We start from the raw sequence: 18,822 nt of genomic DNA on the forward strand, positions 1-18,822 counted from the left end.
TCTCAACTGCGATTTCTCTCGCAGTCCTTGAAGCCTGTTCGTTTATTCGAGACGCCAATCCCGGCCAAAGCGTCTTGCCTCGGCGCGGCGATCTTCAAGCCGGGCAATCACATCGGTCTGTAAGGAAAATTCTCAACCGTCCCTAGGCAGGCCAGACGTTTTCCGATGTGTGTCGTTCGACACGCGCGAGTAGTGCGGCCCATCACTGATGGCGCGCATCGCCGCCCATGCCAACCGTGCACAAGACGACTCCAGAGCGGCGCCGCCAAGGCAATCGCGTCACCCCGCGCGGCGGAGGCGGGACCATGCCACGCATGGAGCCAGAGGGGTCCATCCCTGCGCTGTCCCACCGCCCCGGGCAGGCGTAGTCTCGGCCCGTTGCCGTGCCCATCCACTCTGGAGTGCCACCATGCCGCTCGCCCGTATCGATCTTCGCAAAGGTAAATCCGCCGACTACCTGCAACGCGTCGGCGAAACCATCTACCAGGCCATGCGCGCGGTGGGCGTGCCGGTGAACGATCGCTTCCAGATCTTCCAGCAACATGAGCCGGGCACGTTGATCTATGACCCCGGCTACCTGGGCGTGGACCGCACCGACGATTTCATCTGCATCCAGATCACCTGGAACGAAGGGCGCACGCTGGAGCAGAAGAAGGCGCTGTACGCCGGCATCGCCGATGGACTGCACGCGGCGGTGGGTATCCGCCGCGAGGATGTGTTCATCAACCTGGTGGAAGTGAAGCGGGAAAACTGGTCGTTCGGGAACGGGCAGGCGCAGTACGTGAGTTGATGCGCGAAAAGCATCCACGCATGGCGTGGATCTACTGAATGGAGGGCGTGCGCGGGGGAGGGCAGCCCTGCGTCACCGTGTCGCAGGGGGCAAACCCTGAACGGGGTCCAAGGTTGGCTGCGGGTCCGTAGAATGGCCGGGTGCGTCGTTCTGTCCTCCACCGCCGGTTCCAGGCTCTGGCATGGCTTGCCATGCTGCTGGTGCTGCTTGCCCCGCTGGTGAGCCGCTGGCTGGCGCACGGTCACGTGGCTGCTGCAGTGCCGGCGGAGGTGATGGATCACGCGATGCACGCAGAGCATGCGCAGCACGCGATGGACGGGCATCACGACCATCACGCGATGGCGATGCCGCACGGCGAGGCCGCAAAGAAACCGGCCGCCGATCGACATGCCGATCATGAGATGGGCGTGGATTGCGATTACTGCCTGATCGCAGCGCGGCTGATCACGCTGCTGGTGGCGGCAGTGCTGCTGTTGGCGCCGATGGCACCGGTGTGCCGCGCGCTGCGCGGTGCGGTGCGGGCGTTGCCGCAACGGATCAGCGGCACGTTGGGAGCGCGTGGGCCGCCGGCTTCCATGGCTGCCTGAGCCGCACGCGCATTGCATTGATCGTTTTTCCATGAGGTTTCCGGCCACGGCCGGTGCCCGCACGCGCGTGTTTGTCCCTTTCTGATTGCTGCCCTGCCATTGCGGGGTGGCCTTGCATGCCGTGAAAAAATGAAAACGAACCCCACCTCCGCGCGCCTGCGCCGGGCGACGCTGCCCGTCCTGTGCGCGTTGCTCCTGCACGCAGCGCCCCTGCTTGCTGCTGATGCGGCACCCCCGACCACGCTGGATACCGTGCGGGTGGTCGATACCCGCAGCGGCGAGCTGTCATCCACCGCCAGCGCCGGCTCAGCATTGGGCCTGAGCGTGCTGCAGACACCGGCCAGCCTGACGGTGATTTCGCGCGAACAACTGGAGCAGCGCGGCGACAGCAACCTCAACGATGCGATCAGTCGGGCGGGTGCGATCAGTGCGATGCCGCACCCGGGCAACGGCCTGAGTGCGCTGTCCAGCCGCGGCTTCACCGACGGTGCTTCGGTGATGCGGCTGTACGACGGGCTGCGCCAGTACGGCGGCGTGGGCATCACGTTCCCGTTCGATACCTGGTCGATCGAGCGCATCGAAGTGCTGCGCGGGCCGGCGTCGGTGATCCACGGCGACGGTGCGATCGGCGGCGTGATCAACATCGTGCCGAAGAAGCCCACGCGCGGTGCGATCGAGAACGAGATCAGCGTAACCGTGGGTAGCGAGGACACCGCGCGGCTGGGCTTCGGCAGTGGTGGCGCGCTGACGCCCGAGCTGGCCTACCGGCTGGATGTGAGTGGCAATTACAGCGGTGGCTGGGTCGACCGCGGGCGCAACAGTGACGCGACATTCTCCGGTGCGTTGTTGTGGCAGCCGCGCGCGGACCTGCAGCTGACCCTCACCCATGCGCAGGGCTACCAGCAGCCGATGCGCTACTTCGGTACGCCGCTGGTCGAGGGCCGCCAGCTGGCGGCGCTGCGCCACCGCAACTACAACGTGGATGACAGCGAGATCCGCTATCGCGACCGCTGGACCCAGCTCGATGCGCTGTGGACGCCGACCGCGAATGTCGAATGGCGCACGCGCCTCTACCAGATCGACAGCCAGCGCGATTGGCGCAATGCCGAGGCCTATGTCTACAACCGCGCCACCGGTTTGATCGATCGTTCAGGCAATACCGAGATCACCCACAACCAGGACCAGACCGGACTGACTTCGACGCTGCGCGTGCAGGGGACCGCAGGTGGCCTGCAGAACAGCTTCGCGGTGGGCCTGGATGCCAACCGTGCGCACTTCAAGCACACCAACAACACCTATGCCGGCAGCTCGGGCCCGGTCGACCCGTTCGATCCGGTGCCGGGCCATTTCGCCAGCGACGCGCCGAACCTGCCGCGCTACCGCAACCGTGCCGAGCAGTACGCGCTGTTCGCGGAAGACCGCTTGGCGCTGAGCGAGCGCTGGTCGGTGCTGGGGGGGCTGCGCCACGACCGCGCGCGCATCGACCGTACCGATCTGATCAGCGGCCAGAACGCGTTCTCGAAGACCTACAGCAGCACCGGCTGGCGTGCAGGCACGGTATTCGCGCTGCAGCCGACGCTGAGCCTGTATGCGCAGTACTCGCAGGCGGCGGACCCGGTCAGTGGCCTGCTGATGATCAGCCCGGCCAACGGTGCCTTCGACCTGGCCAAGGGGCGGCAGATCGAGGTGGGCCTGAAGCAGGCCTTCGATGGCGGCGAGTGGACGCTGGCGGCGTATCGCATCCGCAAGACCGGGCTGCTCAGCCGCGATCCGCTGGTGCCGGACCGCCGCGTGCAGGTGGGCGCGCAGACCTCGCGTGGTATCGAGGCGTCGTTGAACTGGAACGTCGCGCCGCACTGGACGTTGGATGCCAACGCCACGGTGCTGAAGGCCGAGTTCGAGGACTTCCTGGAGACCACCGGTTCGCCGCCGCTGCTGGTGTCGCGCGATGGCAACGTGCCGCCGAACGTGGCCGAACGCCTGGCCAATGTGTGGTTGAGCTGGCAGTTCGCACCGGACTGGAGCGCGGCGGGTGGCGTTCGCTATGTCGGCAAGCGCTATGCCGACAACGCCAACACATTGGAGCTGCCCGGCTACAGCACCACTGATCTGGCGCTGACCTGGCAGGCAGCACCGCGCACGCGATTGTCAGCGCGCCTGTTCAACGTATTCGACAAGGCGTACTACGCCACCGCGTACTACACCAGCACGCAGTGGCTGCTGGGCGCGGATCGTCGCGTCGAGTTCACCGTCGACCATCGCTTCTGAGGACACGCACCATGTCGCTGCGATCCACTGCCAAGCGCTGGACCTACCTGGTGCACCGTTGGCTCGGCATCGGCGGATGCCTGCTGATGCTGTTGTGGTTCGTCAGCGGCATGGTGATGTTGTTCATTGGCTACCCGAAGCTGACGCCCGGTGAACGTCTGGCGGCATTGCCGGTGCTGCCGGAGGCCCGCGATCTGCGCGGGCTGTCGGTGCTGCCTGCAGCCGTGCAGGCCGAGCCGGAGGCCGTGGCGCTGAACACGCTGCGTGGCGAGCCTGCGTATGTGGTGCGCACGGGAAGCAACGTGGGGGCGTGGTCAGCCGTCACCGGCCAGGCCCTGCTGCCAGTGTCGGCACAGCGCGCCGAAGCGTCAGCGGCACAGTTTGCTGGCGGCCCGGCCTTTGTCGGTGCAATGCGCGTGGAAGAGGACCGTTGGACGCATTCGCGCGCGCTGGACGCGCACCGGCCGCTGTACCGGGTGGAGGTGGGGGGCGCACAGCCCGGTGACCTGTATGTGTCCTCGCGCACCGGTGAAGTGGTGCTGGACGCACCGCATGTGCAGCAGCGCTGGAACTATGTGGGGGCCTGGCTGCACTGGCTGTATTTCCTGCGCATGCAGTCGGTGGATCCGGTCTGGACGTGGGTGGTGATCGTGCTGTCCGCGCTGTGCACGGTGGCGGCGGTCAGCGGCATCGTGGTGGGTGTGTGGCGCCGGCGTTTTCGCGGGCGCTACCGCTCCGGTGCGAAGACGCCGTACGTCGAACCGTGGATGCGCTGGCACCATCTGATCGGACTGATGGCTGCGGCCTTCGTGTTCACCTGGATCTTCAGCGGGCTGATGTCGATGAATCCATTGGGGGTCTTCAGCAGCACGCCCGAGGCGATCGATGTTGAACGCTATCGTGGCAGCGCGGTAACGGTGGATGGCGCGTTGGGTGAGCCGGTGAAGCTTCTGGCGGTGGCCGATGCTGAGCGCTTCCAACTGGTCGAGATCCAGTGGCGCCGCATCGGAGGCGAGCTGTTCGCAGTGCTGCTGGACGGGCGGGGCGAGACCCGCATCGTGTCCAGCGGCAATGGGCATTTGCAGGTGGCGCGGTTGCTGCCGGCCCCGTGGCTGCAGCAGAAGGTGCGTGCGCTGTCCGATGCGCCGATGCAGGAGTTCGTGGTGCAGCAGGCAGCGGATGCCTACTTCTATCCGCGTGCACCGGAAGCCATGAACGGCGCGGCGGTGCGGCGCTTCCCGGTTGCGGTGGCGGATTTCGGTGATGCCGAGGCGACGCGCGTCTATCTCGATCTGGCTACCGGCGATCCGTTGCTGACGATGGGGCATCGGGAACGAGTGGGACGCTGGCTGTTCTACTTCCTGCACAGCTGGGATCTGCCCGCGATGCTGCGCCAAGAGGGTGCCCGGCTGGCGGTGGTGCTGCTGCTGAGCGCTGCTGGCACCGCGTTGTGTGCCACGGCGACGGTGATCGGCTATCGGCGATTGCGGATGAAGCTGCGGCACAGGCGGCGCTGATGCCTTGGGTTACACCCGCAGCCAGCGCGTGGACATCGCCACCAGCAACAAGGCCATGGCCACGCCGATGAAGGCGGCGATCAGGCCGAAGTGATTGGCAGCGAAACCGATCAGCGCCGGTCCGGCAAGGATGCCGGCGAAGCCCAGCGTGGAAACGGCGGTGATTGCCAGTGCGCCGGGCATGCGGGTCTGGTGGCCGGCCAGCGAGAACAGCGCCGGTGCGATGTTGGCGCAGCCAAGGCCGACCAGCACATAGCCGAGCAGTGACGCCTGCCACGGCGTGACCAGGGTCAGCACGAGCACGCCCGCGGCGGCCAGCAGCGCGCCGAACACGATCGCGCGCTCACGGCCAACGCGCTCCACCAGTGCGTCGCCGAACAGGCGCGCGACGGTCATGGTCAGGGTGAAGGTCACATAGCCGATACCGGCGAGGCTGGCATCGACGCGACGCACATCGCTGAGGAAGACCGCGCTCCAGTCCAGCATCGCGCCTTCACCGAGGAAGGCAACGAAGGCCAGCACGCCGATGAACAGCACGATGCCGTGCGGCAGGGCCAGCATTGGTGTGTCGTGTGGCATGCGTTCGCTGTGCCAGTGCGCTGCCGACAACAGCATCACCAGCAGCATGGCGCCAACGCCGATCAGCACCGATGCCAGTGGCGGCAGCTGTGCGGACAACAGCACGGTCATGGTGGCCGCGCCGAGGAAGCCGCCGATGCTGAAGAAGGCATGGAAGCCGGACATCATCACGCGCCGTGCTTCGCGCTCGACGATGACGGCCTGCACGTTCATCGTGCAGTCCATCGCGCCCACGGCGGCGCCGAACACGAACAGCACCAGCCCCAGCGTCCAGGCCGAACCGGCCAGCGCCAGGCCGGGCACGGTCAGGCAGATCAGCAGGCTGCTGGCCACCATCACCCGGCGGCAACCGAGGCGCGCGGCCAGCACGCCGGACAACGGCATCGCCAGCAGCGAACCGGCACCGAGGCAGAGCAGCACCAGCCCCAGCGTGGCGTCATTGATCTCGGTGCGTGCTTTGGCGAATGGCACCAGGGTGGCCCACAACGCAGTGGCGAAGCCGGGAATGAAGAACGCAGCGCGGGTCGCGTGCTGTTCGGCACGCGCGCGGTTGGCAAGGGACATGGGCGGTACGGTCAGGGCGGAGTGGGGTGTACCGCGATGCCGGCGGCGCGGAAGCGCGCGGCCAGCGCCGGCGGAGCCGAGGTGGTCAGCACCAGATCGTCGATTTCATCGAGGCTGGCGATCTGCCAGTTGCCGCGGGCACCGAGCTTTTCAGTGGTGGCGGCGACGATGACGCGGCTGCTGCAGGCCACCATCGCGCGTTTCAGCGTGGCTTCTTCCGAATCCATTGCCCAGACGCCGGTGTCGCCGTCCACCGCGCAGGGGCCGGGCAGGTATACGTCGGCGCGCAGGCGCTGCACCTGCGCCAACGCTTCGGCGCCGACCGCACCGCCACCGCTGGCCAGGCGGCCGCCGATCAGCTGCACCGAAGTGCCTTCGAGCATGCTGGCGGCGGTGGCGATCTGCGGAGCATTGGTGATCACCGTCAGGCCGAGAGCGGTCGGCAGCTGCTGGGCGATCGCCAGGTTGGTCGACCCGGCGTCGAGCAGTACGACCTGGCCGGGGTGCAGCAACGCGCAGACGCGCGCGGCCAGTTCCGCCTTGTCACCACGGTCGCGGGTCAGTCGTTCGCGCAGTGGGCGTTCCTTGGGGGGCGGCAGCACGGCGCCGCCGTAGACACGCTGGCACAGGCCTTGGGCGGCCAGCTCGCGCAGATCACGGCGGATCGAGTCTTCGGAGACGGCATAGCGGCGCGCCAGTTCGGCGGCGACCACGCGGCCCTGCTGGCGTAGTTCCTCGAGGATCTGCAGGGTGCGCTGGGCGGGGAGGGGGCTGGGATCGGAGCTCATGCCGCAAGTCTGCACATTCGTGCATTAACGTGCAACAACGTGCATCCGGCATTGGGGGGACACAGGGCGGCTGGACTGCTGGTGAATTCGCCCGCGTCCACGTCTATGGATCGCCCTCGCGGCCCGGCATGATGGCGGGGCACCTGGCATGGAATCCCTGATGTCCTCCACCGTTCACCGCAAGCTGCGCATCGGCGCGGACCAGTACACCGGCCAGAAAGTGGTCGACCAGCAGTTCTACGAATGCGATTTCTCCGGCGCTGACCTCACCGCCACCGAGTTCATCAACTGCAGCTTCTACGACGCTGAAAACCGCGCCGGTTGCCGCTTCAACGGCGCCACATTGAAGGAAGCCAGCTTCCGTAGTTGCGACATCAGCATGTGCCACTTCAGTTTCATCAAGGCGCTGGGCCTGGAGATCAGTGAGTGCCGTGCGCAGGGCGCGGACTTCAGCAACGCCAGCTTCATGAATCAGATCACCACGCGCAGCTGGTTCTGCAGCGCGTTCATCAAGAAGTCGAACCTGCGCTATGCCAATTTCTCGCGAGTGACGCTGGAAAAGTGCGAACTGTGGGAGAACCGCTGGGACGGCGCGAACGTGAGCGGTGCCAGCTTCGCGGGCTCAGACCTGTCCGGTGGCCAGTTCGAGGGGATCGACTGGAACAGTGCCAACTTCACCGACTGCAACCTGACCAACTCGGAGCTGGGCGAGCTGGACCTGCGCAGCACCAACCTGCGTGGCGCCACACTGGATGTGCAGCAGGTGGCGCTGTTGATGCAGCGCATCGGCATTACCGTGGTGCCGTAGGCATCATCCGGCGTACGCCACCCAGCCCTTGAAGCTGAAGCCGGCATAGAACAGCTCCACACCGTCGAAGCCGGCCTCCTGCAGCAGTGCGACCTCCTGCTCGGGTGCCAGCAGCGGCAACCGTTCGGCAATGGCGTTGATCGCGCGCTGCGCATCGGCGTGGGCAACCCCCGAGGCTTCGGCGAACGCCGCGTAGCGCTGCAACCAGCGCAGCTTGCCGGCCGGGTCCTGCGGCACGCTGTGGTGCGCCACCACCAGCGGCGCACCGGGTTGCAGGCGCCGGCGCAGTTCGCGCAGCGTGTGCAGGCGCTGCCCGGCATCGAGGAAGTGCAGGGTCAGCAGGCAGCTGGCGCCGTCGAAGCGCGCATCCGGTGCATCGTCGATATAGCCTTCCAGCAGCTGCACGCGCGACATCAGCGGACCCAGTGTCTGCTCGGCCAGGGCCAGCATCGTCGCGGCCGGGTCGACCCCCAGCAGCTGCCAGCCCGGCTGCGCCTCGGCGAAGGCCTTCAGTTCCAACCCGCCACCGGCACCCAGCACCAGCACGCGGCCCTGCGCAGGGACACGTTCGGCCAGCAGCAGTCGGCTCATCTGCTGCAGGGCGAGGAAGCCGGGCACCTGGCGCAGCGGCGCTTCGGCATAGCGGGCCACCGCCTGCGGATCGGAGAACGTGGACATGCGCGGATTCCTGCAGCGGGGGACATACCACTGTAGCGCGGCGCGCAAGAGGCATTGCGCGCCGCTGCCGCACGGGCAGGACAGGGCTCAGGCCGCTGCGGCCTCAAGCACGTCTTCCAGCCGCACCTCGCCGAGGAATCCACCGCCGCTGGTTGCCGGCTGCTGCGCTTCGATGGCGTGGGCGAACTGCACGCCGGCGTCGTCCTGCAGGCGCTCGAACAGCTGCTGCACCCTTGGGAACTCGCGTCGATCGACCACCTGGTGATAGTCGTTCCAGCGCGCGATGCCTGCGAAGTAGGCGTCGGCAAAGCTGCGCTGTTCGCCCAGCAGCCACGGGCCCGTGCCGATCATCTGCTCCAGCGCCTGGTGGGCGTGGCGCACCTTGGTCGTGCCATAGGCACGCAGCGCCTCGCCTTCATCGCCTTCCGCATGCTCCAGTGCGTGCCAGAGCGGCGCGTAGGCACCGAAGAAACTGGTGTTGAGATAGGCCAGCCGATGGTTGAGGCGATCGAAGCCGGAGGTGCCCTGTGCGAAGCCCAGGCCCTGTGCGATGCCCTTCGCGGCCAGGTGGTTGAGGATGGCCAGGCTCTCGCTGAGCAGTTCGCCCTGTGTGGTTCGCAGGGTCGGGGTTTCGCCCAGTGGATTGAGGCGGCGGTAGTCTTCGCCCTGCACCTGGCCGGGCATCTCGATGCGGCACAGGTGATACGGCTGGCGCAGCCACTCCAGCGCGATGATGGAGCCGAACGAGCAGCCCGAGGGCACGCCGTAGAAGAGGATCGGGGTCATGGCAGGTTTCCGGTTCGAGCCGCGATGCGGCGGGTGAGGAAAGCGTGCCCGCGTGGACATTGCTCCGGAAGCCGTCCGAATGGCATCCTGAAGTCTACATATGTGGACGTTGCGAATGCTCAACCTCAACGATCTGGCCCTGTTCGTGACTGCGGTGGAGCAGGGCGGTTTCGCCGCAGGCGGGCGCCATCTGGGCCTGCCGCGCTCGACGTTGAGCAAGCGCGTGGCGCTGCTGGAAGAACAGCTCCAGGTGCGGCTGCTGCAACGCAGTTCGCGCCGCTTCGCATTGACCGAGGTCGGCCAGGAGTTCTTCGAGCGCGCACGCGCAGCGTTGTCTGAGGTCGAGGCCGCCGAGGCCATCGTCCGCGACCGCCAGGCCGAACCCAGCGGCACCGTACGCATCAGCGCTTCGATTCCGGTGGTGCAGGGCGAGCTCGCCGCGTGCCTGCCTGCACTGGCCCGCCGCTATCCACGGCTGCGCATCGAAGTTGAAGTGAGTGATCGTTTCATCGATCTGGCTCAGGAGGGCATCGACATCGCTCTGCGCAGTCACTTCGGTCCGCTGCCGGATTCCGGGTTGGTGCAGCGCTCGCTGGGTAGCGAGCGCATCGTGCTGGTGGCGTCCCCTGGCTATCTGGCAGCCGCGCCGGCAGTGGATACGCCCGAGCAGCTACGTGTGCATGCCGGCCTGCTGACCGCGCGTCATGCAACGCGCTGGACGCTGCACGGCCCCGACGCCCGCACCGTGCAGGTGGAGCCGAAGGTGGCGCTGGTCGGCAATGAATCGCAGCTGCTGATCGCGGCGGCCGAAGCGGGTCTTGGCATCACCGTGTTGCCACACAGCCTGTGTGCCGCAGCCCTTGCCGCCGGCCGCCTGCAGCAGGTGCTGCCGGCGTGGCATGCCGGCGAAGTGACCACCAGCGTGCTGCTGCCGCATCGTCGCGGCCAGTTGCCGGGCGTGCGTGTGGTGGTGGATGCGCTGGCCGCGCATTACCAGCTCAACGCAGCGCGCGCGCCAGTACCTGCCAGATCCTCGGGTCCTGGCACTGCGAAACGTTGAAACGTACATAGTCAGCCGCGCGCTGCGACTGACTGAACGCGTTGCCCGGTGCCAGCACGATGCCCTCGCGCAGGCATTGCCGGGCCAGTGCGGCGGCATCGCGGCCATCGGGCAGCTGGCACCACAGGAACAGCCCGGCTTCCGGCTGCAGCCACGGCGTGATGCCCAGCGCCTGCAGCTTCCGCAGCGTGTGCCGGCGCGCATCGGCCAGGCGCGAACGTACCGACTGCATGTGGCGGCGGTAGCCGCTGTCGGTCAGCGCGATGTGCATCAACTGCATCGCCAGGTGACCGCCGCCGAAGCTGGTGGCCAGCTTCAGGTCGGTCAGCGCCTCGATCCAGTCATGGCGCGCAGCGATGTAGCCGCAGCGCGAAGCTGCCGACAGCGTCTTGGAGAAACTGCCGACGTGGATCACCCGCGACAGCCCATCGAGCGCGGCCAGCCGCGGTGCAGGCTGCAGTTCGAAGTCGGCGAAGATGTCGTCCTCGACGATGATCAGTTCATTGCGTTCGGCCAGGCCCAGCAGGCGGTGGGCGGTGCTGGCCGACAATACGGCGCCGGTCGGGTTGTGCAGGCCCGAGTTGGTGATGTACAGCCGCGGCGTATGCGCCTGAACTGCCTGCGCGAACGCCTCCAGGTCCGGGCCGCTGTGCGTGTACGGCACGCCGATGGCCTGCACCTGGTGCGCCTTCAGCAACGCGTGGTAGTTGAAGTAGCTCGGGTCATCCACCAGAACGCAGTCGCCGGGCTTCAGCAGGAAACGGCAGAGCAGATCGACCGCGTGCGTACCGGATTCGGTCAGCAGGATCTGCTCCATCGGCGCATCGATGCCCAGTGCCGCGCTGCGCCGTTGCAGCAGCTGGCGCAATGGGGGCAGCCCGAGCGGGCCGGCGTAGTCGACCAGCTGTGATGCATCGGCACGCGCCAGCCGACGCAGGCCGCGGCGCACGCCATCGTGGTACAGCCAATCGCTGGGCATCCAGCCACAACCCGGCTTGAGGTGGCCCGCGGGCGTTTCCAGCGATTGCCGCGACACCCACAGCGGATTCACCGCGCGGTCCAGCCGCGGCTCCATTTCAGCCAGCGCCAGCGGGGCGGCCGGCCCACTGACGTAGAAGCCGGATCCTGCGCGCGCACTGATCAGACCTTCGGCCGCCAGGCGCTCGTAGGCCTCGACCACGGTCGAGACCGACACCCCCATCGCCGCCGCCTGCGCACGTACCGAAGGCAGGCGCGAGCCGGGGCCATCGACCCGCGCGTTGATGCGGGTGCGTACCGCCTGGATGACGGATTCGATGCGGGTCAGGGGGCGTGGCATGGCGGGCTGTAGTGGAAGTGTGGGCAGTACAGTTACTTGCGACTGTACTGGATTGTAGCTGGGGTCGTTCCGCGCTGGATGCTTCCATACAGGTCCAGCCGGGCATCGTCCGGCACCTTCAGGAGTACAGGCGTGGAACGGTCGGCGAGTGGTTGGATCAATGGCTTCATCGGTGTGGTGATTTTCGCGGGCTCGTTGCCGGCCACCCGCCTGGCGGTGCTGCAGCTGGACGCCGGATTCGTCACTGCTGCGCGTGCCACCATTGCCGCCGTGCTGGGCGTCAGCCTGTTGCTGCTGCTGCGCCAGCCGCGTCCGCAGCGCACCGATCTGGCGGGCTTGGCCGTGGTCAGTCTCGGCGTGGTGGTCGGTTTTCCACTGCTGACCGCACTGGCCCTTCGCCACGCTTCATCGGCACACACCATCGTGTTCCTCGGCCTGCTGCCACTGAGCACTGCGGTGTTCGGCGTGCTGCGCGGCGGCGATCGACCGCGCCCGGCATTCTGGTTGTTCTCGCTGCTGGGCAGTGCCTGCGTAGTCGGCTATGCGGTGCGCAACGGCATCGAGGCCTCGCTGCAGGCTGACCTGCTGATGCTGGCGGCGATCGTGGTGTGTGGGCTCGGCTATGCCGAAGGCGGTCGGCTCGCCCGCCATCTGGGTGGCTGGCAGGTGATCAGCTGGGCGCTGCTGCTGGCGTTGCCGGTGATGCTGCCGCTGACAGTGCTGATGCGCCCGGCCTCGTTCACCGCAGTCGGTGCTTCGGCGTGGTGGGCACTGGGCTACGTGGCGGTGTTCAGCATGCTGATTGGCTTCCTGTTCTGGTACCGCGGGCTGGCCCAGGGCGGCATCGCCGCTGTTGGCCAGCTGCAGTTGCTGCAGCCGTTCTTCGGCCTGGCCCTGGCCGCGCTGCTGCTGCACGAATCGGTCAGCCTCAGCATGGTGCTGGTGACCGTGGTCGCGGTGATCTGCGTGGCAGGCGCGCGCCGCTTCAGCCGCTGAGCGAAAAAGGGGACGGAGGGGATTAAGTCGTAATCGGCCCTACTGTGCCTGAAACGACTTAATCCCCTCCGTCCCCTTTTCCGGGTGGCCGCGGAACAGATGCGCAATGGCATAGTCGATGAACACCCGCAGGCGTGCACTGGGATGGCGCCCACCGGGCCATAGCAACGAGAACTGCCCCTGGTGCGTGGGCAGTGCTGGCAGTACCCGCTGCAGGCGGCCATCGGCCAGCGCGTCGGCTGCGAGGAAGTCAGGCATCCAGGCCAGGCCCATGCAACCGATCGCAGCGGCCAGCACGGCCTCCATGTTGTTGCAGGTCATCGCCGTGGGAAGGCGCGCTCCAGCATCGCCTTCGATGCCCGGCAGCTGCCACGGATGCAGCTTTCCGGTGGTGGGGTAACGGAAGCGCAGCGCGGTATGCAGGCGCAGCTCGCTCACATCATCGGGCGTGCCGTGCGCCTGCAGATAGCCCGGCGCCGCACAGAGGATGAAACGGAAGCCGCCCAGCCGCCGTGCGGTCAGGCTGGAATCGGCCAGTTCACCGCTGCGTATCACCGCGTCGAGGCCTTCGCTGACCACGTCGACGATGCGGTCGTTGAAGTCCAGCTCCAGCTGTACCTGCGGGTAGCGCTGCTGGAAACCGGGCAGTACCGGCAACAGGAATCGGTAGCCGATGGTGGGCAGGCCGATGCGCAGCAGTCCACTCGGCGCGTGCTGTCGCTGCGCCAGATCCGCCTGTGCTTCGGAAAGCTCATCCAGTGCCCGCCGGCAGCGCTGCAGCAGCAGTTCGCCTTCGTCGGTGAGGTGCACGCGGCGGGTGGTGCGCTGGAACAGGCGGGTGCCGAGTTCCTGTTCAAGGCGGGCGATGCGCTTGCCCACGGCCGACGCGGACAGGCCGAGGACGCGAGCGGCGCCGACGATGCTGCCTGCTTCGGCGGTACGGACGAAGGCCAGCAGGGCAGAGATGGAATCCATGCGGGGCATGATTACGGAACCATGGGCCGTAATCAACGTCCATCGAGCCTGTTTTTCTGGAATAGCGGCCTGTCCATCATCAATGCCCCTGATGGATGGAGGCCCGCATGGCCCCGGTTTCGATGCTTCCCGTACCTTCCCACACGCAGCAGCGCTGGGCCCTGCTTGCCGTCTGCCTGGCTGCACTGGCGCTGCCGTTGTCCTTCTCGGCCGGTGCCGTCGCGGTGCCGGCGCTGGCCCGTTCCGCGGCGTCGTCGCCGACTGCGCTGGCCTGGGTGACCAACGCCTTCATGCTCACCTTCGGCAGCCTGTTGCTTGCTGCCGGTGGCCTGGCGGACCGCTATGGCCGACGGCGGTTGTTCCTGCTGGGTACCGCGGGCTTCAGCATCGCCACTGCCGTCGTCTGCCTTGCGCCCACGCTGCTGTGGCTGGATCTGGCGCGCGGGCTGCAGGGCGTTGCCGCTGCAGCGGCGCTGGCGTCCGGCACCGCTGCGCTGGCGCATGCCTGGCAGGGCCCGGTGCGTGCCCGTGTGTTCGCGCTGCTGGGCACCACATTCGGTGCGGGGCTGGCGCTGGGGCCGCTGCTCGCGGGTCTGCTGCTGCAGGCGTTGGGATGGCGCAGTGTGTTCGCCGCGGGCGGTGTACTGACGCTGGCGGCGTTCGCCGTGGGTGCGCGCGCGTTGTCCGAAAGCCATGGCGAACGCGGGCGGCTGGATGTCGGCGGCATGCTGGGCTTCAGCCTGATGCTGGCGGCGTTGACCCTGGCCCTGCTGTGGCTGGGTGAATTCGGCCTGCATGCCATGCGCGTGCAACTGGCGCTGTTGGCGACGCTGATGCTGGGCGGGGTATTCGTCTGCATCGAACGGCTGCACCGCTCACCGTTGCTGGACCTCTCGCTGTTCTCGCAACCGGCGTTCCTGGGTGTCCAGCTGCTGCCGGTCGCAACCTGCTTCGGCTACGTGGTGCTGCTGGTGGTGCTGCCTCTGCAGCTGCTGGGCGTGCATGCACAGAGCGCGACATTGGTCGGGCTGCAGATGCTGGCCTTGTCCGCGCCGATGCTGGTGCTGCCGATGCTGGCCGCGCGCTGGGCGGAGCGCGTTGGAAGTGCGCGGCTGTGCACGTTGGGCCTGCTGGTCTGTGCCTCTGGCCTGTATCTGTTGTCGCGCCGTGCATCGCATCCGTCGCCGTCGCAGTGGGTGCCGTTGCTGATGCTGATCGGCGCAGGAACGGCCTTGCCGTGGGGCCTGATGGATGGGCTGTCGGTCAGCGTGGTGCCGGTGCAGCGTGCGGGCATGGCCGCTGGCATCTTCGGAACCGTGCGGGTGGCCGGTGAAGGCATCGCATTGGCCGCAGTCACGGCCTTACTTGCGCTGCTGATCGGCCACCAGCTGCAGGGAGCATCGCCCGCATCGCTGGCGCGCGCCGGTGCCTATCTGGCAACGGGTGCGCATGCACAGGCACAGGCACTGCTTCCGGCGATGAGTGGCGCACAGCTGCAGCAGGCCAGTGCCGAGGCGCTGGCGATACTGCTGCGTGTCCTGGCGCTGCTGACCGCCGCATGCGCGGTGCTGTTGCACCTGCTGCTGCGGCGGCCAGCGTTGGCCGTGATCAGAACCGATAGCTGATGGTGCCGGTCACCACGCGCGGGTAGCCGGGGGGGGGCGGCGGTTGCCAGCTGATTTTCCTTTCCTGCGCGGGGCCGCGCATTGGCTCGAAGGCCATTGCTCAGGGCAGGCCGTCCGTCGCGCCGCGGATGCTCATCCAGGCGCCACCACCGGGGGCGCTGCCGGCGCGGACACGGAAGCCGTGCAGGCCGGCAATGGCGGCCACGATCGACAGGCCCAGGCCGAATCCCGGTCCTTGGCCGGCACTGCTGCTGCCGCGGAAAAAGCGCTGGTAGATCAGCGTGCGGTCCTGTGGCGGAATGCCCGGCCCGTTGTCGATCACATCGATCCTGGGGACGCCCTGGTCATCGACCGCACGCAGCAGGATGCGGCCCTGCGCCGGCGTGAACTGCAGGGCGTTGGACAGCAGGTTGGCCAGCGCTTCGAACAGCAGTTCGCGGTCGCCACGAAGTTGCCCGAGCTTCGGGTCCACCTGCAGTTCCAGCAGCTGTTGCTTCTCTTCGGCCAGCGGCAGGTAGAACTGGTGAAGTTCCTGCAGCAGATCGGCGATGTCCACCGCGTCGAAGGCCGAACGCCGCTGGTGGCTCTCCAGCTCGGATACCCGCAGCAGCGCGGCGAAGCGCGCCATCAGCATGTCGGTCTCGGCCAGCGCCTTGTCCAGTGGATCGGCATGCGGGTTCTGTTCGTCCAGGCCCACGCGCATGCGGTACAGATGCGCGCGCAGGCGGGTCAGCGGGGTGCGCAGATCGTGGGCGATGCTGTCGCAGACTCCTTTGACTTCGGTCATCAGCTGTTCGATGCGTTCCAGCATGGCATTGACGATGCTCGACAGCCGATCGATCTCGTCGCGACGGCTGGAGACCGGCAGGCGCTGGCCGAGGTCGCCGGCAACAATGCGGTTGGTGGCCGCTTCGATCTGCTGGATCCGTTTCAACGGGCGCCGGCGCAGCAGATGCCAGCCCACCAGGCCGGGAATGACGGTCAGCGACACGCCCCACAGCAGTGCATCAAGGATGATGCTGTTGACCGCCATGAGCTTGCCGTTCTGGCGCACAAATACCAGCGTGCGGCCATCGCGGGTCACCACGCCGAGCGCACTGCCGCCGTTGTCGTGGCGGCCATCAGCCAGCGTCCAACCGTCCACCGCATGCGAGTTGCCATCCAGCGGCAGTCCCGCGGGGATCGCTGTCAGCGGGCCTGCCATCGGCATGCCGGCCTTGTCGAACAACCCATAGGTATAAACCTGGTGCAGATCGAAGCGCTGGCTGTCGCGCAATGCTTCATCCAGTGCCGGCCCGTCGAAGCTCATGAACAGGTGGGCGCGCTGCTGCAGGCCCGATTCGGTCAGGTCACTGAGGTAGTCCGAGATGCGCCAGTACATCACGCCCAGCAGCAGGCTCGACCACGCTACGAACAGGATGCAGTACAGGCCCAGCAGTCTGCTGCTGGAAGAGCGCCAGTGGTCAGGATTGCGCGTCGAAGACATAGCCGGTTCCACGGACGGTCATGATCGGCTGCGGCCGGCCGGGTTGTTCGATGCGTTTGCGCACGCGACCGATATGCACGTCGATCAGGTTGGTACCCGGATCGAAGTGGTAGCCCCAGACTTCCTGGAACAGCATGCTGCGGGTGACTACCTGGCCGGCGTTGCGCACCAGGAATTCGAGCAGCTTGAACTCGGTCGGCAACAGCGCGATTTCATGCCCGCCGCGTCGCGCCGAACGGGTCATCAGGTCCAGTTCCAGGTCACCGGCGCGCAGCACGTTATCGATGGCGCCAGTCGGGCCCTGGCGCCGGATCAGCACTTCCACGCGTGCAGCCATCTCATCGGAGGCGAAGGGCTTGGTCAGGTAGTCGTCGCCACCGGCGCGCAGGCCACGCACGCGTTCATCCACGTCCGACAGCGCACTGATCATCAGTACCGGCGTGGTGATGCCTTCACGGCGCAGCGTGGTGACCAAGGCCAGCCCGTCGATGCCGGGCAGCATGCGGTCCAGGGTGATCACCGCGTAGTCGCCTGCACGTGCCAGCGCCAGGCCGTTGCTGCCGTCGCTGGCCAGGTCCACGTCGAAGCCGTGGCTGCGCAGTTCGGTGGCGATCTCCTCGGCGGTGACAAGATCGTCCTCGATGGTGAGTACGCGCGGCATGGGCCAGTGTGCAGAGTGGGACAGGGGCATCCTCGCAATCGTGGGCAGCGACTGCAAATGAAAAATGTTTCATGCGCGATTTAGCAGGATCGTGCCGCCACGTCTTCTATATTCGGCGCCGAACGCTCCCCCACGCGTGGAACCCTGCAGCCGATGATCCTTCCGAACCCCTCCCGTCCGTACCGTGCCTGGCGGCTGCCGCGAACCGCGGGCCTGCCGCTGCTGGCGCTTGCCCTGGCGGGCCTGCTCAGCGCCTGCGGCAAGGACGCGCCCAAGCCCGGCGCCGCGGCACCGGAGGTGACCGTGCTGACCCTGCGCAGCCAGCCGCTGGCACTGCAGCAGGAACTACCCGGGCGCAGCGTCGCCTCGCAGGAATCGGACGTGCGCCCGCAGGTCGATGGCGTGCTGGTGAAGCGGTTGTTCGAGCAGGGCCAGTGGGTGAAGGCCGGGCAGCCACTGTTCCAGATCGAGCCCGCGCTGTACCAGGCGGCGCTGAACGAGGCGCAGGCCAACCTGAAGACCGCCGAGGCCGCTGCGGTGACCGCGCGCCTGCGGGCGCAGCGCATGCAGGCGTTGGGCAAGGACCAGCTGGCCGCGCGCCAGGACGTGGACGATGCGATCGCCAGCGACCAGCAGGCTGCCGCCGCGGCGCAGGCCGCACAGGCCGCGCGTGACACGGCCAGCACACGGCTGGGGTTCGCCACGGTGACCTCGCCGATTGCCGGGCGCATCGGCCGCGCGCTGTTCACGCCGGGGGCGCTGGTCACCTCGGGCCAGGCCGATCCACTGGCACGGGTGCAGCAGATGGACCCGATGAACGTGGACATCACCCAGTCCAGCAATGAGTACCTGGCACTGCGCCGCGCCATCGCCGACGGTGGCGTGCAGGCCGACACAGCACCGGTGCGGCTGCGCTTGTCCGATGGCACCGACTACCCGCTGCCCGGCACGCTGGAATTCGCCGACGTGGACGTGCAGCAGGAGACCGGCAGCATCACCCTGCGGGCGCGTTTCCCCAACCCGGATGGGCAGCTGCTGCCAGGCATGTACGTGCGCGCGCTGGTGGGACAGGGAATCCGCCAGCAGGCGCTGCTGGTGCCACAGGCTGCGGTCGACCGCAGCCCCAAGGGCGAGGCACAGGCGTGGCTGGTGGACAAGGACGGCAAGGCGCGGCTGCGGCTGTTCCGCACCGCGCGTGCGATCGGCGACCAGTGGCTGGTCCTTGATGGCCTGGCCGCCGGCGAGCAGGTGGTGGTGGCCGGCGCGCAGGGCCTGGCCGATGGCATGACGGTGCGGGTGAAGCCTGCACCGGCACCGGTCGGGAAGGACTGAGCAG

Annotated in this window: 17 protein-coding genes; 9 read left to right on the forward strand and 8 right to left on the reverse strand. The window is 67.5% G+C overall.

What is annotated here, in order from left to right; all coding sequences use genetic code 11:
* Positions 1-409 precede the first annotated feature (409 nt).
* From ACZK4Z_RS05070 to ACZK4Z_RS05085, 4 genes are all read left to right on the forward strand, one after another.
* Positions 410-790 carry a tautomerase family protein gene (locus ACZK4Z_RS05070; protein ID WP_125895253.1) on the forward strand — a complete coding sequence of 127 codons (381 nt, stop codon included), beginning with the start codon at positions 410-412 and terminating at the stop codon, positions 788-790.
* 191 nt (positions 791-981) lie between these two features.
* Entirely contained in the window at positions 982-1,377 is a 396-nt protein-coding gene (locus ACZK4Z_RS05075; protein ID WP_125895251.1) for a DUF2946 family protein, read from the forward strand.
* A gap of 129 nt (positions 1,378-1,506) precedes the next feature.
* Positions 1,507-3,645, forward strand: coding sequence for a TonB-dependent receptor (locus tag ACZK4Z_RS05080; protein ID WP_185749971.1), 2,139 nt, complete (start codon positions 1,507-1,509; stop codon positions 3,643-3,645).
* 11 nt (positions 3,646-3,656) lie between these two features.
* Positions 3,657-5,162, forward strand: a complete 1,506-nt coding sequence (locus ACZK4Z_RS05085; protein ID WP_478451208.1) for a PepSY domain-containing protein — start codon at positions 3,657-3,659, stop codon at positions 5,160-5,162.
* Positions 5,163-5,171: 9 nt separating this feature from the next.
* Here the strand turns inward: ACZK4Z_RS05085 and ACZK4Z_RS05090 are convergent, their stop codons facing one another.
* A complete protein-coding gene (locus ACZK4Z_RS05090; RefSeq protein WP_125895247.1) occupies positions 5,172-6,305 on the reverse strand; it encodes an MFS transporter in 1,134 nt (377 codons plus the stop codon).
* Positions 6,306-6,316: 11 nt separating this feature from the next.
* Entirely contained in the window at positions 6,317-7,093 is a 777-nt protein-coding gene (locus ACZK4Z_RS05095; RefSeq protein WP_125895245.1) for a DeoR/GlpR family DNA-binding transcription regulator, read from the reverse strand.
* A 160-nt stretch (positions 7,094-7,253) separates the two neighbouring features.
* On the opposite strand from ACZK4Z_RS05095, the gene smqnr reads away from it, so the two are divergent.
* Positions 7,254-7,901 (forward strand): SmQnr family pentapeptide repeat protein, encoded by a 648-nt coding sequence (smqnr, locus tag ACZK4Z_RS05100; protein ID WP_125895243.1) that lies wholly within the window; start codon positions 7,254-7,256, stop codon positions 7,899-7,901.
* Between the two features lie 3 nt (positions 7,902-7,904).
* Here smqnr and ACZK4Z_RS05105 read toward each other — a convergent pair whose 3' ends face one another.
* Together ACZK4Z_RS05105 and ACZK4Z_RS05110 are read right to left on the reverse strand one after the other, a co-directional pair.
* Positions 7,905-8,579, reverse strand: coding sequence for a class I SAM-dependent methyltransferase (locus ACZK4Z_RS05105; RefSeq protein ID WP_478451210.1), 675 nt, complete (start codon positions 8,577-8,579; stop codon positions 7,905-7,907).
* A gap of 87 nt (positions 8,580-8,666) precedes the next feature.
* Positions 8,667-9,365 (reverse strand): glutathione S-transferase family protein, encoded by a 699-nt coding sequence (locus ACZK4Z_RS05110; RefSeq protein ID WP_049421564.1) that lies wholly within the window; start codon positions 9,363-9,365, stop codon positions 8,667-8,669.
* A 115-nt stretch (positions 9,366-9,480) separates the two neighbouring features.
* Between ACZK4Z_RS05110 and ACZK4Z_RS05115 the strand changes: the two genes are divergently transcribed.
* On the forward strand, positions 9,481-10,425 hold the full coding sequence (locus ACZK4Z_RS05115) for a LysR substrate-binding domain-containing protein (RefSeq protein WP_125895276.1): 945 nt from the start codon (positions 9,481-9,483) through the stop codon (positions 10,423-10,425).
* Here the strand turns inward: ACZK4Z_RS05115 and ACZK4Z_RS05120 are convergent.
* On the reverse strand, positions 10,364-11,743 hold the full coding sequence (locus ACZK4Z_RS05120) for an aminotransferase-like domain-containing protein (protein ID WP_125895240.1): 1,380 nt from the start codon (positions 11,741-11,743) through the stop codon (positions 10,364-10,366). The genes ACZK4Z_RS05115 and ACZK4Z_RS05120 overlap by 62 nt on opposite strands.
* A gap of 132 nt (positions 11,744-11,875) precedes the next feature.
* Here ACZK4Z_RS05120 and ACZK4Z_RS05125 point away from each other — a divergent pair, with 132 nt between their 5' ends.
* Positions 11,876-12,739, forward strand: a complete 864-nt coding sequence (locus ACZK4Z_RS05125; protein ID WP_125895238.1) for a DMT family transporter — start codon at positions 11,876-11,878, stop codon at positions 12,737-12,739.
* A gap of 39 nt (positions 12,740-12,778) precedes the next feature.
* Here ACZK4Z_RS05125 and ACZK4Z_RS05130 read toward each other — a convergent pair whose 3' ends face one another.
* Positions 12,779-13,714, reverse strand: coding sequence for a LysR family transcriptional regulator (locus ACZK4Z_RS05130; protein WP_125895236.1), 936 nt, complete (start codon positions 13,712-13,714; stop codon positions 12,779-12,781).
* Between the two features lie 107 nt (positions 13,715-13,821).
* Here ACZK4Z_RS05130 and ACZK4Z_RS05135 point away from each other — a divergent pair, with 107 nt between their 5' ends.
* Positions 13,822-15,339, forward strand: a complete 1,518-nt coding sequence (locus ACZK4Z_RS05135; protein ID WP_125895234.1) for an MFS transporter — start codon at positions 13,822-13,824, stop codon at positions 15,337-15,339.
* Between the two features lie 100 nt (positions 15,340-15,439).
* Here ACZK4Z_RS05135 and ACZK4Z_RS05140 read toward each other — a convergent pair whose 3' ends face one another.
* The gene (locus ACZK4Z_RS05140) at positions 15,440-16,825 is read right to left on the reverse strand and encodes a sensor histidine kinase (protein WP_125895232.1); all 1,386 of its coding nucleotides are present in this window, start codon (positions 16,823-16,825) and stop codon (positions 15,440-15,442) included.
* Entirely contained in the window at positions 16,803-17,486 is a 684-nt protein-coding gene (locus ACZK4Z_RS05145) for a response regulator transcription factor (protein WP_032969121.1), read from the reverse strand. Before ACZK4Z_RS05145 ends, ACZK4Z_RS05140 begins: the two co-directional genes overlap by 23 nt.
* Positions 17,487-17,639: 153 nt before the next feature.
* Here ACZK4Z_RS05145 and ACZK4Z_RS05150 point away from each other — a divergent pair, with 153 nt between their 5' ends.
* On the forward strand, positions 17,640-18,818 hold the full coding sequence (locus ACZK4Z_RS05150) for an efflux RND transporter periplasmic adaptor subunit (protein WP_125895230.1): 1,179 nt from the start codon (positions 17,640-17,642) through the stop codon (positions 18,816-18,818).
* The last annotated feature ends 4 nt before the right edge of the window (positions 18,819-18,822 follow it).

The organism is Stenotrophomonas sp. 71799_Sma (assembly GCF_056482505.1).

Excerpts from the sequence above, each read along its gene's own strand:
- ACZK4Z_RS05110 (WP_049421564.1), bottom strand. The coding sequence starts at position 9,365 with ATGACCCCGATCCTCTTCTACGGCGTGCCCTCGGGCTGCTCGTTCGGC.
- ACZK4Z_RS05075 (WP_125895251.1), top strand. The coding sequence starts at position 982 with ATGCTGCTGGTGCTGCTTGCCCCGCTGGTGAGCCGCTGGCTGGCGCAC.
- ACZK4Z_RS05080 (WP_185749971.1), top strand. The coding sequence starts at position 1,507 with ATGAAAACGAACCCCACCTCCGCGCGCCTGCGCCGGGCGACGCTGCCC.
- ACZK4Z_RS05090 (WP_125895247.1), bottom strand. The coding sequence starts at position 6,305 with ATGTCCCTTGCCAACCGCGCGCGTGCCGAACAGCACGCGACCCGCGCT.
- ACZK4Z_RS05135 (WP_125895234.1), top strand. The coding sequence starts at position 13,822 with ATGGCCCCGGTTTCGATGCTTCCCGTACCTTCCCACACGCAGCAGCGC.
- ACZK4Z_RS05130 (WP_125895236.1), bottom strand. The coding sequence starts at position 13,714 with ATGGATTCCATCTCTGCCCTGCTGGCCTTCGTCCGTACCGCCGAAGCA.
- ACZK4Z_RS05105 (WP_478451210.1), bottom strand. The coding sequence starts at position 8,579 with ATGTCCACGTTCTCCGATCCGCAGGCGGTGGCCCGCTATGCCGAAGCG.
- ACZK4Z_RS05145 (WP_032969121.1), bottom strand. The coding sequence starts at position 17,486 with ATGCCGCGCGTACTCACCATCGAGGACGATCTTGTCACCGCCGAGGAG.
- ACZK4Z_RS05070 (WP_125895253.1), top strand. The coding sequence starts at position 410 with ATGCCGCTCGCCCGTATCGATCTTCGCAAAGGTAAATCCGCCGACTAC.
- ACZK4Z_RS05095 (WP_125895245.1), bottom strand. The coding sequence starts at position 7,093 with ATGAGCTCCGATCCCAGCCCCCTCCCCGCCCAGCGCACCCTGCAGATC.
- ACZK4Z_RS05120 (WP_125895240.1), bottom strand. The coding sequence starts at position 11,743 with ATGCCACGCCCCCTGACCCGCATCGAATCCGTCATCCAGGCGGTACGC.
- ACZK4Z_RS05150 (WP_125895230.1), top strand. The coding sequence starts at position 17,640 with ATGATCCTTCCGAACCCCTCCCGTCCGTACCGTGCCTGGCGGCTGCCG.
- smqnr (WP_125895243.1), top strand. The coding sequence starts at position 7,254 with ATGTCCTCCACCGTTCACCGCAAGCTGCGCATCGGCGCGGACCAGTAC.
- ACZK4Z_RS05085 (WP_478451208.1), top strand. The coding sequence starts at position 3,657 with ATGTCGCTGCGATCCACTGCCAAGCGCTGGACCTACCTGGTGCACCGT.
- ACZK4Z_RS05115 (WP_125895276.1), top strand. The coding sequence starts at position 9,481 with ATGCTCAACCTCAACGATCTGGCCCTGTTCGTGACTGCGGTGGAGCAG.
- ACZK4Z_RS05140 (WP_125895232.1), bottom strand. The coding sequence starts at position 16,825 with ATGTCTTCGACGCGCAATCCTGACCACTGGCGCTCTTCCAGCAGCAGA.